Raw genomic sequence first — 14,483 nt, 5'->3', positions numbered from 1 at the left:
TTCATTAATAAGGATTGTTATGAGCCCAATTGCCACTGACCAGTATGAAACCTTAAAAGTTGCTATCACTGATAATATATTAACGGTGACGCTGAATCGCCCACACAAAAAAAACGCCATGAGTTTCAAAGTAGTGAGGGAATTGATTGCTTTGGCAGGTCGTATTAGCAAAGATAAAATGATACGAGCGGTTATTTTAAATGGTGCAGAAGGCACGTTCTGTGCAGGTATCGATTTGGGTGATTTAAACCATCCAAAAAACAAGGTATTTGCATTTTGGGAACTCATAAAGCCATGGCAAAGCTCGTTCCAACGCGTTTGTCTTGCTTGGCGCGATGTGCCTGTACCAGTGATTGCTGTATTAGAAGGCTATTGTATTGGTGCAGGGCTGCAATTAGCGCTGGCTTGCGATGTGCGCATCAGCCATCCCGATTGTAAGCTGTCTATTATGGAAGCCAAGTGGGGCCTAGTGCCAGATATGGGCTTGACCCAATCGGCGTTTGGCGTGGTGCGAGAGGATGTGCTCAAAGAATTGGCCATGAGTGCACGTATCATCGATGCTAATGAAGGTAAGGCATTAGGGCTTGTCAGTCATTGTAGCGAGACACCACTTGAGCAGGCTCAGCAGCTTGCCGCTGAATTTGCAGAGCGCTCTCCTGATGCCGTACTAGCCAGTAAGCGTATCATCAATGCTATGCATCATCAGCCAGCGACAACCTTATATAAAGAAAAAGTATGGCAGCTCAGAATGATGCTTGGTCAAAACCGCAAACTTGCGCTCAGAAAAGCCAAGCAAGCCAGTACTGCATTTGGCAAACGTCAGTTCCGCTAATCGATTTTTTATTAAACAAATCGTCATTTATATTTTAGGCATTCATTGTATAGTCGATTCAATTTAAAAGTCGTACAAGGCAACCAAGTGTAGAGGTATGTTAAATACGTCAAGTGAGGTTAACGCAGTAATACTTTTATAGTGAAATGACTATAGTGATTAGCGATTGTTTTATTAACGTTATACTTCCATTGAAATACAAGCAGATAGTGCGATATAGCATTGTCTGTTTGTACAGATGTATGTAACTATACACTATTGTTGTTAATAGCCTTTGCTGTCGATATTAAGTAAAGGCTAAAACAATGCAAGTATGAATAATAAAATAAAAATCACTATATAAAATGGCCTAAATATGTCTGCTCAAAAATCCTCCTTGCCTAACAAACCTATCGCTTCTGAGCGCGTACGCTCTGCTGATTTGCCCGTTGCATGGATTATGATGCTCGGACTTATCGTCGCGGTAGGGCCGCTGTCTATCGATATGTATCTACCGGCACTACCGTCGATGGCGGATGACTTTGGTGTCTCCACTGCCTTTATGGCCAACTCTGTCCCAGCTTATTTTTTAGGTTTGGTGTTCGGTCAGCTGTTTTACGGGCCGTTTAGTGATCGTGTTGGTCGAGTAAAGCCGTTATATATAGGCATGACGTTATATGTCATCGCTTCAATCGTCTGTGCGACCACTGATAATGAGTATGTTTTATTCGTCGGGCGTACGATGCAAGCACTTGGCGCTTGTGTTGGAGCGGTGGTCACTCGTGCAGCGATTCGTGACCGTTTGACGGCCAAACAAACAGCAAAAGCATTTTCTATTATGATTTTGGTGATGGGACTGGCACCAATATTAGCACCATCACTGGGTGCGCTGTTTCTACAGTTCTCTAGCTGGCACTCTATCTTTTGGTTTTTGGCGGCCTTTGGTACGCTTAATTTGTTGCTTACGAAGTTTTTCTTTTTTGAAACACTGACTGAAGAAAACCGCAATGTACGCCCTGCAAAAGAAGTGCTTAGTCAGTACTGGGACTTGTTAAAAGACAAAACATTTAACTATCCGGCGATTGGCGGTGGTTTGCTGATGGGGGCTATGTTTGTCTACATCAGCTCAGCTTCTGAATTGATTATGGATACTTATGGTGTATCAGCGACTCATTTTGGTTGGTTGTTTGGCATGAACGCAGCAGGCTTTGTGGGCCTGACTCAGCTAAATCAATGGTTGACCAATCGCTTTCGTATTCTGAGTATCTTACGCTTTGGTGCGATGATGCAGGTTATTTCTGCAGGCGTGCTTTTCGTCATAGGATTGTTTTTGGGTACAGATGCTTGGCTACCATTGGTACTTGCCTGTATTTTCTTTTGTATTTCAGGTTTAGGTCTGACTCAGCCAAATGCCTCTGCTATTGCACTTGCTTTCCAAAAGCGCCGCGCTGGTATGGCGAGTGCGTTACAAGGCTCACTGATGTTCTCTGTTGGTATTTTCGGTGGATTATTATTAAACCTATTTCCGGTCAATCCAGTGCTCAAAATCGGTATTGCCATGTTTGCACTGATGGGCTTAGGTTGTTTCCTGATCTGGCAAATAGATCGTAACTTAAATTTGGATGATGCTGAGTAATCTAGAAGCTGCAATATTTTTTTAATTATATTTTAAGAAGCATTTATACGTTTGGTACGTATAAATGCTTTTTTTATGTATCATGGTTTCTTTGAAATATATAAAAATCAATTATTAAACATAGGGTTATTGAAAATTAGATCCTAAAAAATAAACTTATATATATGTAATTTTTTCTTTTTATAGATTACTTTTTACTAATTGTCCAACATAGTTATTGCAATCATAAATTTAGATAAGTATTATCAAACGTAACTTTCTGTAAGAAAGTATTGCGAATATATTGTATAACCTTGCTAAATTATTTTTCACTGAAATGTATAACAACGTTAAGCGTAAAGGGTAGATTATGATGCAGTTATATCGAGTGTTACCAATTGTATTGAGTGTCGGCCTATTTGGCTGTGGTAACTCTTCCACTCAAGAGAATACTAATACTACTGGTACACCAGTAACGGAAAGTAAGGATAACTTTGTTAGTAGTCTGCCTGATACAGCGCCAACATTAAAGGTTGCGATGACTGGTGATTTACCACCTTTCTCATTTCAAGATGATTATGGAAATATGCAAGGCACTGACGTTGACTCTATTAGAGCTATTGGGGAAGAGCAGGGCTTTAAAGTCGAGTTTTATAAAGAAACGTGGCAAGATATGTTCGACAGTGTCGAGTCAGGAAAGCGTGACCTAGCTATCTCAGGCATCTCTTATAAAGACGATCGCGCAGTAAGATATGGATTATCAACGCCTTATTTCTTCAATCCAGCGACTATTATGTATTTAGAGGGTAAGTTTGATATCAATGGTTTAAATGATATCAAAGGCTTGAAGACAGGTACGCTAGAAGGCTCTAAAGAAGAAGATACTCTAAAAGAGATGGGTGGCTCAGTTGAGCTAGTCTCAAGATCTACTGCATTTTTGGCTTACCAAGATTTGATACAGGGTAATACTGATGTTTTCTTATATGACATGCCAGTCTTACAATATATTGTAAAAGGTTATCCAGAGCACAAAGTTACGATCGTACCTTACGAAGCTGCAGATGCGCCTTCAGCACAGCAAGTAGTGTTAATGGCAAAAGAAAACACTAAGCTAATTAAGACTGTGAACGAAGGTATTGCCAAGCTTAAAGAAAAAGGAACATTTAAAGAGATTGAAGAGCGCTGGTTAGGTGAAGCCGACCCTGCTGATAAAGACACCTCTGACATCACTAATAAGCAATTGAACTAAGGAATTCTGAAGATGGCAACCATATCCAACGTTGACAATAAGCGCTATCAAGGTCTGATTGTTTCGATTGCACTGTTTTTATCTCTAATCGGTGCTTTGTTAGCCTTTACTTTTTATACATCAAGTTTATTAGAAAGAAACACCGCTTTAATTGATCAAACCAACCAAGTTGCTAATAGTGCACAGGCGGTAATTAAAGATCTTTTTGATTTAGATAACAGTTATGGTGAGGATACCAATTCTCCACACATACAACGTTCCCTAAGCCGTTTGGAGCAAAATACTGCGTTAATTACTGGCTCTTTGTCTGCTATCGAGCAAGGTGGAACAATTACTGACGCTGATGGCAAAAGCTATGATTTGCCAAATATTGACAGCAATGCACAAGTAAATATTGCAGCAGCTGATGAGCAGTGGAAAGCATTAGAGCCTAAGATTCAGACATACCTAAAAGATGCTGATAATATCATGGTGTCCTCAGAAGATGATCTGGCTCAAGCAGTTGAGCAAGCAAAAACATCAAGTTTATTTATCAATGACTCTTTAGATAATCTAACTAAAGACGTGTTTAATAGTGCAGAACGCCAAGCAACGACGATTCGATTGATTCAGCTACTTGGTGTTGCTGCTATTTTCACATACTTCTTAATCTTCGTATTCTTCTTTGTACGTCGTTTGCGTGAAACGGATGCTGAAGCGTTCGCTGCTCGTCGCGAAACGCAAGAAATTATGGAAACGGTAAGTACGGGTCTATTCTTGCTTGATAAAGATCTGAATATTGGTCAACAGCATTCTAAAGCACTAAACGGTATTATCGGTTCTGATCAGTTATCAGGAGAGAACTTTGCCAATGTTTTACGTGGCCGTATTTCTGATAAGGATTTGAAGACAACACAGCAGTTTATTGAGCAGCTCTACAATCCACGAGTTAAAGAAAAATTGGTGAATTCTCTCAATCCTTTGCATAAGGTGATGTTGCATAATGCGTCTGGCAGTAAAGCAACAGATAATCGCTTCTTAGACTTTAAGTTTTCACGAGTTTATGATGATAAAGACATTGCACGTATTTTGGTTAACGTCAATGATGTATCAGATGCCGTTTACTTAGAGCAGCGTTTAGAGAAAGAGCGCTCACAAAATGATATGCAAATTGAGATGTTAACCACTATCTTAAATGTAAATCCGAAGATTATTAATGAGTTCATTATTAATACTCAGATGCATATCGAAAAAATGAATAATATCTTGAAAAATCCTGGTAGCTCGCAGTATGAGCTTGAAGGAAAATTAAAAGCTATTTACCGCGAGATGCATAGTTTAAAAGGTGAGGCATCTGCGCTAAAACTACACAGCTTTACGAAGATTGCCTCTGATGCGGAAGATAAATTGCACGCATTACAGAACCAGGGTCAGCTATCTGGCAATGACTTCTTGCCATTGGCAGTACATTTAGATGACTTATTAAGCTTATCAAATACCATCTCGACGTTAGGTGAGCGTATCAACCGCTCAGCACCAACGACGTCAAAACCTGCAGAAGAATCGCTTATACTAAGTGATAATTTTGCTAAAAATAGCACATCAAAAACAGTCATGGTCGAGACACAAGTATCAACTGACTCAGTCGATAGTGTTGATATCGATGGCGGTCAAGATATCGATCTAGATAGTGACGAGGATGATGGTCTTTTGTCTTTTTATGAAGAGTTTGTAAAAGATATTGCCGAAAGACAGGGTAAGCAAGTGCAGGTAAAGAGTAGTACACTAACGCAAGTGCATATACCAGAACATGTAGCAAAGCCATTTAAAGAGATGAGTATTCAGCTACTACGTAATGCTGTGGTGCATGGTATCGAAGCGCCAAGTGTTCGTCATTTGACTGGTAAGGCTGAGGTAGGAACCATTGACCTAGAAGTGCAAAATAATGATTCGAACTTCATGCTGATTGTACAAGATGATGGTCAAGGTATCGATTATGATAGCATTCGTACTAAATTAAGCACAGAAGGTCGTTTTAGTGTTGAAGAAGCCAATAAGTTGACTAAAGGTCAGTTACTTAAGCAGCTATTTTCTTCAGGATTTTCCACTAAAGATGATGCAGATGAAGACGGCGGCCGCGGTGTCGGTCTTGATATCATCAAAGCGAAAGTAAAAGATTACGATGGTAAGCTTAATGTGAATAGTGAGCTGGGTCAGATGACACGGTTTGTTATTACATTGCCTAAAGCTTAATTAAAAATAGCAGGTTATATTGTCAAGGACGACAAGCACTTCATTAAAGGTAATAAGTCAGTTATGTATAAGTTAATGATTGTTGATGATTCAAATATTATTAGAAATCGTATTCAGCGCGCGTACGATTCAGGGCAATTTATGTTGGTTGCTACGGCCACCAGTGGTGTTCAAGCTATCGAAAAGTTTAATATTCATCGTCCTGATGTGATCACGATGGACTTGACCATGCCACAAATGGATGGTCTCGAATGCATTGAAAAAATCATTGAGATTGATCCTGATGTACGTATTTTAGTAGTGTCAGCGTTATCTGACAAAGCCACTGGCATTGAAGCGTTGTCGTTGGGTGCCAGCGGATTTTTATGCAAGCCTTTTTCTGAAGAAGAGCTTGTCGAGTCTTTGTATGAATTGATGCAAGACTAAACCCTTCAACGACTTAAGTAGATGTTATTATGAAAGAACAAAAGCTACAGATTTTTTTAAATATTATCAGTAACTATTTTAATCAGTTTGGTGGAGAGGAGCTCGTCGCAGACACTCCTTATTTGTTAGAAAACAAACAGCCAAAAGTTCATGACTATACGGGTGTCATCGGTATATCAGGTGGGCAAAAAGGTGTGGTGTATTTTTCGGCAACCCGTCAGTTACTGTCCTCGATATTGGACAGTATGGGTGAAACGGATAAAAGTGATGAGAATTATATAGATTTGGCTGGCGAAGTGGCTAATACTATCGCAGGCAATGCGCGCAAAGAGTTTGGTCCAGAGTTTCACATCTCTGTGCCACTTGTGTTTAAAGGCTCTCCGCAAAGTATTGTGTTGCCGAACAATGAGCGTTCTTTTATTATCCCCATCACTTGGCATTCACAGGTTGGCGAGATCGTGGTTTGTTTGCAAGATTAACGACACTGCCGCGTAATAAAGACGGATATTAATATATTATGGTCAAAATAGAAAAATTAGGTGTGTTTTTGAGCTCAATCAATGCATTTTTTGCACAGATTGATGGCTCAGAAGTATCTATTGATACCCCTTATTTGAATCATAACAGAAGTGCTATTGGTTATGATTATAGTGGTGTGATTGAAATATCTGGCCCTCTCGAAGGCTGCGTGTATGTGAGTGCACCAAGCGTAATGTTGCGAGAGGTGTTAAAAGTCATGGGAGAGCCTGACTCATCAATTATAATGATGAAAGATTTGCTGGGTGAAATGGCCAATACCATCTCTGGTAATGCTCGTACAGAGTTTGGTTCGGAGTTCATTATCTCTCCACCGCATATTGTAGAAAGTGCGCCTAGCGTGTCTTATTTGCCTAAAGACCGTCAAAGCTATGTCACGCCATTTACTTGGCATGGTCATAAAGCTGTGATAGGTATTTGCATTGCATAATCTAATGTAGCGCAAATGAGATGCAACCAAAGTAATTCCCGAAAAAGCGACGCATCTGTGTCGCTTTTTTTGTCTGTTAATATGGTGATATCTCACTTTTACTTTGCTGCGTTATACTGATAAATTACTGGCGATTACGGTAAGTTATATGATAAAATACGGCGCAGCTATTTTATAATTTGCTTTATAGTTTAGGTTTGAGAGTATTTCTGAAATCTGAGCATAGCTTCTTTTTTAAACCAACCAATGACACACACATCATGGCAAAGAATTGCTGGGTGTTTGGCGACTTGATTAATTTGCAAAAAAGTTAGTGCTGTCTCAATAAACATTAACCATTAGCAGATGCGTGTCGCTAGATAGGCAGTTTTTGTGATGTGGAGGCATAACCCAACCAATAGGAATATTTCACATGGCTACAAAGAATCCAACCAAAATCGAAATGCGCGACTTACTACAAGCCGGCGCTCACTTTGGTCACCAAACACGTTTTTGGAACCCAAAAATGGGACCATACATCTTTGGTGCACGTAACAAGATTCACATCATCAACTTAGAGCACACAGTAAAAGCGTTTAACGAAGCATTGACTTACGTAAACGGCTTAGCTGCTAAGAAAAACAAAGTATTGTTTGTTGGTACTAAACGCGCTGCAAGCGGCATCATCCGTGAGCAAGCTGCTCGCGCTGGCATGCCATACGTTGACCATCGCTGGTTAGGTGGTATGTTGACTAACTGGAAAACACTACGCCAGTCAATCAATCGTCTAAAAGAGCTTGAGAAGCAAGCAGAAGACGGTACTTTCGCTAAGCTAACTAAGCGTGAAGCGTTAGAGCGTACTCGCGATATGGAAAAACTTGAGCGTTCACTAGGCGGTATTAAAGACATGGGCGGCCTACCTGACGCTATCTTTGTTGTAGACGTAGATCATGAAGCGATCGCTATCAAAGAAGCTAAAAACTTAGGTATCCCAGTTATCGGTATCGTTGATACTAACTCTAGCCCAGATAACGTTGATTACATCATTCCAGCTAACGATGATGCTATCCGTGCTGTGACTTTGTATGTTACTTCTATGGCTGATTCTATCATTGCCGGTAAAGAATACGCACAAACTCAAGCTGGTGGTAAAGCTGAGCAAGAAGCACCTGCTGCTACTGAAGAAGCTCCAGCTGCAGAAGAAGCTGCTACTCCAGCAGAATAAATAGCTGACCTAAAAGGTTTAACGTTGTAAGGATAACTTGATAGTACCTCTATCAGTATCCATATAATGTTATTAACAGCGTACAAGCTTACAATAGGCATGATGTAGTTTTACTCGTCATGCCTTGTTGTTGATGGATAGCTCGTTAATAGGCGAGTATTATCGCCTATACCTTCTGTCGCTATATACAGTTCCTGTGATAACGACATAACGAACGCTTTCCTCACGACAAGTTCGACATCGTACAACTTGATTGTACAGCTAGACAGTAAAGCAACATCAGCAAAAATTAAGCACGATAGTTGAATTCAAATAATTCTGATACAACGATGTAGCGGATTTATATGGACTTGACTGTACCTCACATAACAATACTAAGGTGACTCTTATGTCAGAAGTAAAAGTATCTGCCAAAATGGTAAAAGAATTGCGTGACCGTACCGGTCTTGGCATGATGGAATGTAAAAAAGCGTTAGAAGAATCAAATGGCGATGTTGAAACTGCTATTGATAACTTGCGTAAATCTGGTCAAGCTAAAGCAGCTAAAAAAGCGGGTAACATCGCAGCTGACGGCGCAATCATCATCGCTCAAGGCGAAAACAAAGCATTCTTGTTAGAAGTTAACTGTCAGACTGACTTCGTTGCAAAAGACGAAAACTTCAATGCTTTTGCAGAGCAAGTAGCTAGCATCGCTCTAGAAAACAACGAGACTAATGTTGCTGCTATCGCTGAATTACCATATGGTAATGGCCAAAGCGTTGAAGAAGCACGTGTATCACTAGTACAAAAAATCGGTGAGAACATTCAGATCCGCCGTGTTGAAGTACTTGAAGGTGCAAACATCGCAGCATACCGTCATGGTCTACGTATCGGTGTAGTGGTTTCTTTCGAAGGCGGCGCTGCAGACACTGGTAAGAACCTTGCCATGCATATCGCTGCATTCAACCCTGTTGCGATTGATGACGAAGACGTTGCTGCTGATTTGTTAGCGCGCGAAAAAGACATCATCGAAGCAAAAGCTCGTGAGTCTGGCAAGCCTGACAACATCGTTGAAAAAATGATCGAAGGTGGCCTACGTAAGTACCTAGAAGAAGTTACTTTATTGCGTCAGCCGTACGTTATGGACAACGACAAAAAAGTTGGTGACGTATTAAAAGCTGAAGGCGTAAAAGTACTAGGTTTCAAACGTCTAGAAGTTGGCGAAGGCATCGAGAAGAAGCAAGAAGATTTTGCTGCTGAAGTTGCGGCTACTCAAGCAGCTAACAAGTAAGTTTTTACATTGGGAATGGCTATGCGTGTGGAGTAAAATTTTATTCAGCATTCGTAGTCTGACTCTATCACCTGCATTATAAGAGGTATAGTCAAATCCATATAAATCCGCTACATCGTCATTCTCGCTAAGCATACTAATGTATAGCTTGCACTCGATTTCCTTGTATCGAAATTATTTGAATTCAACTATAAAATAGAGTCTCCAAGCATAAAAAAGCCCGTTAATTTATTAACGGGCTTTTTTATGTCTGATTGTCTGTACATGTTTTTTATGGTTTAACGTAAGGCAGCATAAGCAGAATTGGTATAACTGGCATTATTACTACTGGTGCCATAACTGACATTTTTTAGACCACCGCTCGTATTACTAGTTTGGTTACTGGCGCTCATGCTCGCACCAGACAGCCCTGAGTCATTTTTATATAAGCTATGGTAGCGGCTCATCACTTTTTTAACATAATTCTGTGTTTCTTTAAAAGGAGGAATGCCGCCGTATTTATCGACGTTTCCTTCACCCGCATTATAGCCTGCGACTGCATACTCAATTCTATTGTCAAAACGGCGCATGAGCCAAGCGATATATTTGGCTGAGCCTTCAATATTATCAGCAGGGTTCCAAGGGTTGTTCACTTTGAAACGGCGAGCCGTCGCTGGCATAAGCTGCATCAGACCTTGGGCACCGACTGGTGAACGTGCGTTTGGATTAAAAGCTGATTCTGTATGCATCATGGCTTTCATGAGGGCAGGGTCTACGCCATGACGTTGGGCAGAGTCACGAATATAGCTATCATAAGCATTGCGGGTGCCACTGTTACTAGCAGCGCTGCTACCGTAATCATTATTGCTGCTATAACCGTTATTACTACCATCATACAACTTAGAGCTTTTGTAGTAATTCACCTGAACTTTTTTGGTAAATTGATCAAAATTACCACTGGGATTGACGTTAGTCAGTAATACCTTTCCACTTTCATCCTTATAAATCGTTATGTTTCCTGCTTGAGCAACGATAGGTAGGCTAGAGAGGACGACGGTAGTAAGTAGAACAGGAGACAAGCAGCGAGTCACTAAGGTTGCAACGTTTATCATAGGGTTATCACTTTTTATCGAGTAATAGCAAATTACTTTGCCTATAGGCGCTTCGTTTTTCGCATTTAAGCGGTTATTGGGCTTGTCGGATTTTATAGCTATAAGCAATATAGCAACCTAGAAAAACCACGTTTAACTAGAAACCACTCGTAATAGATACAAAAAATAATAGTTGTTTACTATAGCATACAATAACTTTTCATCGCATAGGATTGTCAAAATAAGATGTAAAAATAGAGGTTGTATCTTGGGAGAACTTTAGAAAAATCAATATGCTATGGTTTTTTAGTCTGTGTTTTAAACCAGTAGGTCAGTATTTATATGGCTTTATACGTATGAAAAATTGGCCATAAAAGACCGCTTAGATAATTTGAGCAAAGGATTTCTGAGTAAGGGGCTTCTGAGCAAGAGATTTTTGAGAAAGGGACTTTTAAGCAAGAGACTATAGTCATTCCACTATAATAGTATTACTGCGTTAACCTCGCTTGAAGTATTTAATATATATCTACAGTCAGTTGCCTTGTACTACTTTTAAATTGAATCAATTGTATTTAAATACTGGAAAACAGTAGGGGCTGTTCTAGATATCTAGTTCAGCCCCTACCATATTATTGAGGATTTAACTGATGAGTGCGCTGATAAAAATAGGTACCCAGATGGCTGTTACCAGACCGTTTACTGCTAACCCAAATGCAGCGTAACGTCCGGCAGTATGACTGATTTGCCAAGCTTCCACGGTACCAAAAGCATGAGCGGCTAAGCCAAGTGCTAGGCCTTTAGCACGGTCATCATCGATACCACGAAACAAAAATCGCGCTAAAGCCCCACCGATAAGCCCTGAGACAATGATAATTAAGTTCGCCATGGCAAGTGGTGCTTTAATCAAATCGGCGACACTTAGGCCAATCGGTGTGGTCACTGAACGTGTCGCAAAAGCGAGTATGGTGTCGTGACTTAACGAAAACAGATATGCCAATGACATGGGTAATAATGCACCCACAAGACTCGCAATAGTGACGATTAACATGAGTTTTTTGACTGGTAACCCTTTAAAGCTCATCGCTGCCAAAGGCACGGCCAATAATACAGTGACATACCCTAACAGACGATCAAATACCGGCTTTGCAGCACTGTAGTAATCATTGTAATCCCATTGCAAAAGGAACAAGAATAAAAGAACAAGTGCTAACGCGGTAATCACCATTGGTAACCATGAAATCTTACGTGCCAGCAATCGAGCAATGACATGCGCCGCCAAGGTTAATACGATGGCTGCTAGGGTCGTCACAAATACACTGTCAAAACTCATACCTTTTCCTTGTTCGTATTGCTCACAGCTATTATTTACGCTCTTCAACAGAGGTGGTGTTCGTACTAACATTGTCATTTAGCCAGCGATTGGAAAGAATCGCCAAGCCCCACAGTGGAATCAACACACTGATAATCATCGTTGCCATCACGCCCCATAGCTCATCACCTAAGGCAAAGAGTAGCAATCCTGCACCAGCAGAGACGGGCAAAAAAGCAAAACCACTATCGACCAATAGGGTATTACTGGCTTGGGTTAGCCAACTTGGCAAACCTTTGAGCAATCGCCAGGACATCAAAATACAAAACATAGCGACCAGCCCGACAATATTGGCAGCTTTTTCGATGCCTGCCCATTGGCAGAGGATAACGGCTGATTCACGAACAAGAATAACTAGCGCCAAAGTCAAGATTACGGCGAGCCATAGAGGTATACTAGATAAGTGAGTAGATTTCATAAGAAATGCTGGCCAAGTCAGAGATAAATAGAATAAGCGCAAAGTCAGCATAGGTAATAATGCCTTATTAAGCGTGTCCTATGTCTCAATGTTTGTTGAATGTATAACAGGCGATTATATACAGAGTAAGCAAACTAATAAAGTCTATAAGGTAATACCGTGCTTTGTTGTTTGGACTAGATATCAATTATCACGATACATAGTCCATAAAAAAGGATGATATCAATTGATATCATCCTTTCATTTAGAGCAACGTGAGTCCAAATGGTTCCAAGAAATCCACTATTTTTAAAGGTCGATTATTTCCATGAGCCATTAGGTTTAAAAACTCAGACATTTAACTCTATGAGTCAGGATGCTGTTTTTCTGTGACCGACGATGTCTCTAGGCTTTCCGTTTCAGTATTCAGCGCATCAAATTCGTCAAATGCTTTTTCTTCTGCTTCAGTCATCGTCTGCTCTTCAACGTCATCAGGCTGCTCAAATTCTTCAAGTACAGGCATCAGTAGCGTGGCTTGGGCAAGCGGCAGTACATCTACTGGGTCTAGATCTGCTTGACCAAGTAGCTGTCTCAACCTATCACTTGGGAGGCGAATCGTTAAGCACTCATGACCACTGTCATCATAGCTTTCTTCTTGGATAACACCGAGCTCGTACAAGGCATTTTTTAATTGCCCTGCATGATAAGGGAGTGTCAAATCAAAAGTGGTCAGTGTACCCGTGAGTAACTGCTGCACGGCTAATGATAATTCCTCCATGCCCAAGTTTTCTCTAGAAGACACATAGACGCGGTTAGGTTCACCTTCGCTGGCATAGCCGATACGTGCAGGCTCATCGGTTACATCGATTTTGTTGTAGACATTGAGCACTGGCACATCATTATCGATTTCAGCCAGTACGTCTTTAACCGCTTGAATTTGCTCGTGCATGTCTTCGCTAGAGGAATCGATGACATGTAATAATAAGTCTGCCTCTAATGTCTCTTCTAGTGTCGCATGGAACGACTCAACCAATTCGTGTGGCAAATGACGGACAAAACCTACTGTATCGACCAAGACCACACGTCCCACACCTTGCCAATCTAAGCGGCGTAGCGTCGGGTCAAGTGTTGCAAACAGTTTGTCAGCAGCATAGATGTTTTCATCGACCAAGCGATTAAATAAAGTGGACTTGCCAGCATTGGTATAACCAACGAGTGAAATAGTCGGCACATCTGATTTTTGGCGGCGGGCTCGACCTTGTGCACGTGTCTGTCTGACTTTCTCAATTCTACTTTTAAGCTGCATGACACGCACTTGTAGCAAGCGACGATCCGTTTCAAGCTGAGTCTCACCTGGTCCACGCAGACCGATACCACCTTTTTGACGTTCCAAATGCGTCCAACCACGGACCAAACGCGTCGATAAATGATTCAGCTGTGCCAACTCAACTTGGAGCTTACCTTCATAAGTACGGGCGCGCTGAGCAAAAATATCCAAAATCAGACCAGTACGGTCTAACACGCGGCACTTTACCAACGCTTCGATATTACGCTCTTGTGAGGGCGATAAACTGTGGTTAAAAAGCACGATATCTGCATCATGCTCGCGCACCAACTCTGCTATCTCTTCTGCTTTACCGCTACCAACGAAATATCTGGCATCGGGACGTGCACGTGAGCCTGTGACCAGTGCCAAGCGATCTGCGCCGGCTGAGTCTGCTAATAGCTCAAATTCACCAAGATCGTCAGGATCCTGAATTTGGCGGATGTCTAAATGTACTATAATGGCGCGTTCGCCACCTTCATGTCTTTCAAAATAATCCAAAGAGTGTCACCTATTTAATAAAGTAGATATATCGCTATTATCAATTTA

13 protein-coding genes are annotated in these 14,483 nt (G+C 41.0%); 9 read left to right on the top strand and 4 right to left on the bottom strand.

Features of this window, described 5'->3' with window-relative positions:
• The first annotated feature begins 19 nt into the window (after nucleotides 1-19).
• The 9 genes from DFP82_RS00225 (at nucleotide 20) to tsf (ending at nucleotide 9,774) form a co-directional block, all read left to right on the top strand.
• Entirely contained in the window at nucleotides 20-832 is an 813-nt protein-coding gene (locus DFP82_RS00225; RefSeq protein WP_110921731.1) for a crotonase/enoyl-CoA hydratase family protein, read from the top strand.
• Nucleotides 833-1,187: 355 nt separating this feature from the next.
• Nucleotides 1,188-2,447, top strand: a complete 1,260-nt coding sequence (locus DFP82_RS00220; protein ID WP_110921730.1) for a multidrug effflux MFS transporter — start codon at nucleotides 1,188-1,190, stop codon at nucleotides 2,445-2,447.
• A gap of 349 nt (nucleotides 2,448-2,796) precedes the next feature.
• A complete protein-coding gene (locus tag DFP82_RS00215; RefSeq protein WP_110921729.1) occupies nucleotides 2,797-3,675 on the top strand; it encodes a transporter substrate-binding domain-containing protein in 879 nt (292 codons plus the stop codon).
• A 12-nt stretch (nucleotides 3,676-3,687) separates the two neighbouring features.
• Nucleotides 3,688-5,907, top strand: a complete 2,220-nt coding sequence (locus tag DFP82_RS00210; protein WP_110921728.1) for an ATP-binding protein — start codon at nucleotides 3,688-3,690, stop codon at nucleotides 5,905-5,907.
• A 63-nt stretch (nucleotides 5,908-5,970) separates the two neighbouring features.
• The gene (locus tag DFP82_RS00205; RefSeq protein ID WP_110921727.1) at nucleotides 5,971-6,333 is read left to right on the top strand and encodes a response regulator; all 363 of its coding nucleotides are present in this window, start codon (nucleotides 5,971-5,973) and stop codon (nucleotides 6,331-6,333) included.
• Nucleotides 6,334-6,362: 29 nt separating this feature from the next.
• Nucleotides 6,363-6,812 (top strand): chemotaxis protein CheX, encoded by a 450-nt coding sequence (locus DFP82_RS00200; protein ID WP_110921726.1) that lies wholly within the window; start codon nucleotides 6,363-6,365, stop codon nucleotides 6,810-6,812.
• A gap of 62 nt (nucleotides 6,813-6,874) precedes the next feature.
• The gene (locus DFP82_RS00195; protein ID WP_245905604.1) at nucleotides 6,875-7,300 is read left to right on the top strand and encodes a chemotaxis protein CheX; all 426 of its coding nucleotides are present in this window, start codon (nucleotides 6,875-6,877) and stop codon (nucleotides 7,298-7,300) included.
• 412 nt (nucleotides 7,301-7,712) lie between these two features.
• Nucleotides 7,713-8,504 (top strand): 30S ribosomal protein S2, encoded by a 792-nt coding sequence (rpsB, locus tag DFP82_RS00190; protein WP_110921724.1) that lies wholly within the window; start codon nucleotides 7,713-7,715, stop codon nucleotides 8,502-8,504.
• A 388-nt stretch (nucleotides 8,505-8,892) separates the two neighbouring features.
• Entirely contained in the window at nucleotides 8,893-9,774 is an 882-nt protein-coding gene (gene tsf / locus DFP82_RS00185) for a translation elongation factor Ts (RefSeq protein ID WP_110921723.1), read from the top strand.
• A 278-nt stretch (nucleotides 9,775-10,052) separates the two neighbouring features.
• Here the strand turns inward: tsf and DFP82_RS00180 are convergent, their stop codons facing one another.
• From DFP82_RS00180 to hflX, 4 genes are all read right to left on the bottom strand, one after another.
• Nucleotides 10,053-10,865 (bottom strand): lytic transglycosylase domain-containing protein, encoded by an 813-nt coding sequence (locus tag DFP82_RS00180; RefSeq protein ID WP_110921722.1) that lies wholly within the window; start codon nucleotides 10,863-10,865, stop codon nucleotides 10,053-10,055.
• A gap of 619 nt (nucleotides 10,866-11,484) precedes the next feature.
• Entirely contained in the window at nucleotides 11,485-12,174 is a 690-nt protein-coding gene (locus tag DFP82_RS00175; protein WP_110921721.1) for an LrgB family protein, read from the bottom strand.
• Between the two features lie 31 nt (nucleotides 12,175-12,205).
• Nucleotides 12,206-12,631: a CidA/LrgA family protein gene (locus tag DFP82_RS00170; protein WP_110922192.1), complete on the bottom strand. Its 426-nt coding sequence runs from the start codon at nucleotides 12,629-12,631 to the stop codon at nucleotides 12,206-12,208.
• A 343-nt stretch (nucleotides 12,632-12,974) separates the two neighbouring features.
• Complete coding sequence (gene hflX / locus DFP82_RS00165) at nucleotides 12,975-14,435, bottom strand: ribosome rescue GTPase HflX (RefSeq protein WP_110921720.1); 1,461 nt, start codon at nucleotides 14,433-14,435, stop codon at nucleotides 12,975-12,977.
• Nucleotides 14,436-14,483: the final 48 nt, after the last annotated feature.

It is taken from the genome of Psychrobacter fozii (genome assembly GCF_003217155.1).
GTDB classification, from domain to species: Bacteria; Pseudomonadota; Gammaproteobacteria; order Pseudomonadales; family Moraxellaceae; genus Psychrobacter; species Psychrobacter fozii.
Note: the sequence above shows the minus strand (reverse complement) of the source record. Positions and strands in the feature narration are given on the sequence as shown.

Coding starts and splice junctions, on each gene's coding strand:
- DFP82_RS00225 (WP_110921731.1), top strand. CDS start 20: ATGAGCCCAATTGCCACTGACCAGTATGAAACCTTAAAAGTTGCTATC.
- DFP82_RS00220 (WP_110921730.1), top strand. CDS start 1,188: ATGTCTGCTCAAAAATCCTCCTTGCCTAACAAACCTATCGCTTCTGAG.
- DFP82_RS00215 (WP_110921729.1), top strand. CDS start 2,797: ATGATGCAGTTATATCGAGTGTTACCAATTGTATTGAGTGTCGGCCTA.
- DFP82_RS00210 (WP_110921728.1), top strand. CDS start 3,688: ATGGCAACCATATCCAACGTTGACAATAAGCGCTATCAAGGTCTGATT.
- DFP82_RS00205 (WP_110921727.1), top strand. CDS start 5,971: ATGTATAAGTTAATGATTGTTGATGATTCAAATATTATTAGAAATCGT.
- DFP82_RS00200 (WP_110921726.1), top strand. CDS start 6,363: ATGAAAGAACAAAAGCTACAGATTTTTTTAAATATTATCAGTAACTAT.
- rpsB (WP_110921724.1), top strand. CDS start 7,713: ATGGCTACAAAGAATCCAACCAAAATCGAAATGCGCGACTTACTACAA.
- tsf (WP_110921723.1), top strand. CDS start 8,893: ATGTCAGAAGTAAAAGTATCTGCCAAAATGGTAAAAGAATTGCGTGAC.
- DFP82_RS00180 (WP_110921722.1), bottom strand. CDS start 10,865: ATGATAAACGTTGCAACCTTAGTGACTCGCTGCTTGTCTCCTGTTCTA.
- DFP82_RS00175 (WP_110921721.1), bottom strand. CDS start 12,174: ATGAGTTTTGACAGTGTATTTGTGACGACCCTAGCAGCCATCGTATTA.
- DFP82_RS00170 (WP_110922192.1), bottom strand. CDS start 12,631: ATGAAATCTACTCACTTATCTAGTATACCTCTATGGCTCGCCGTAATC.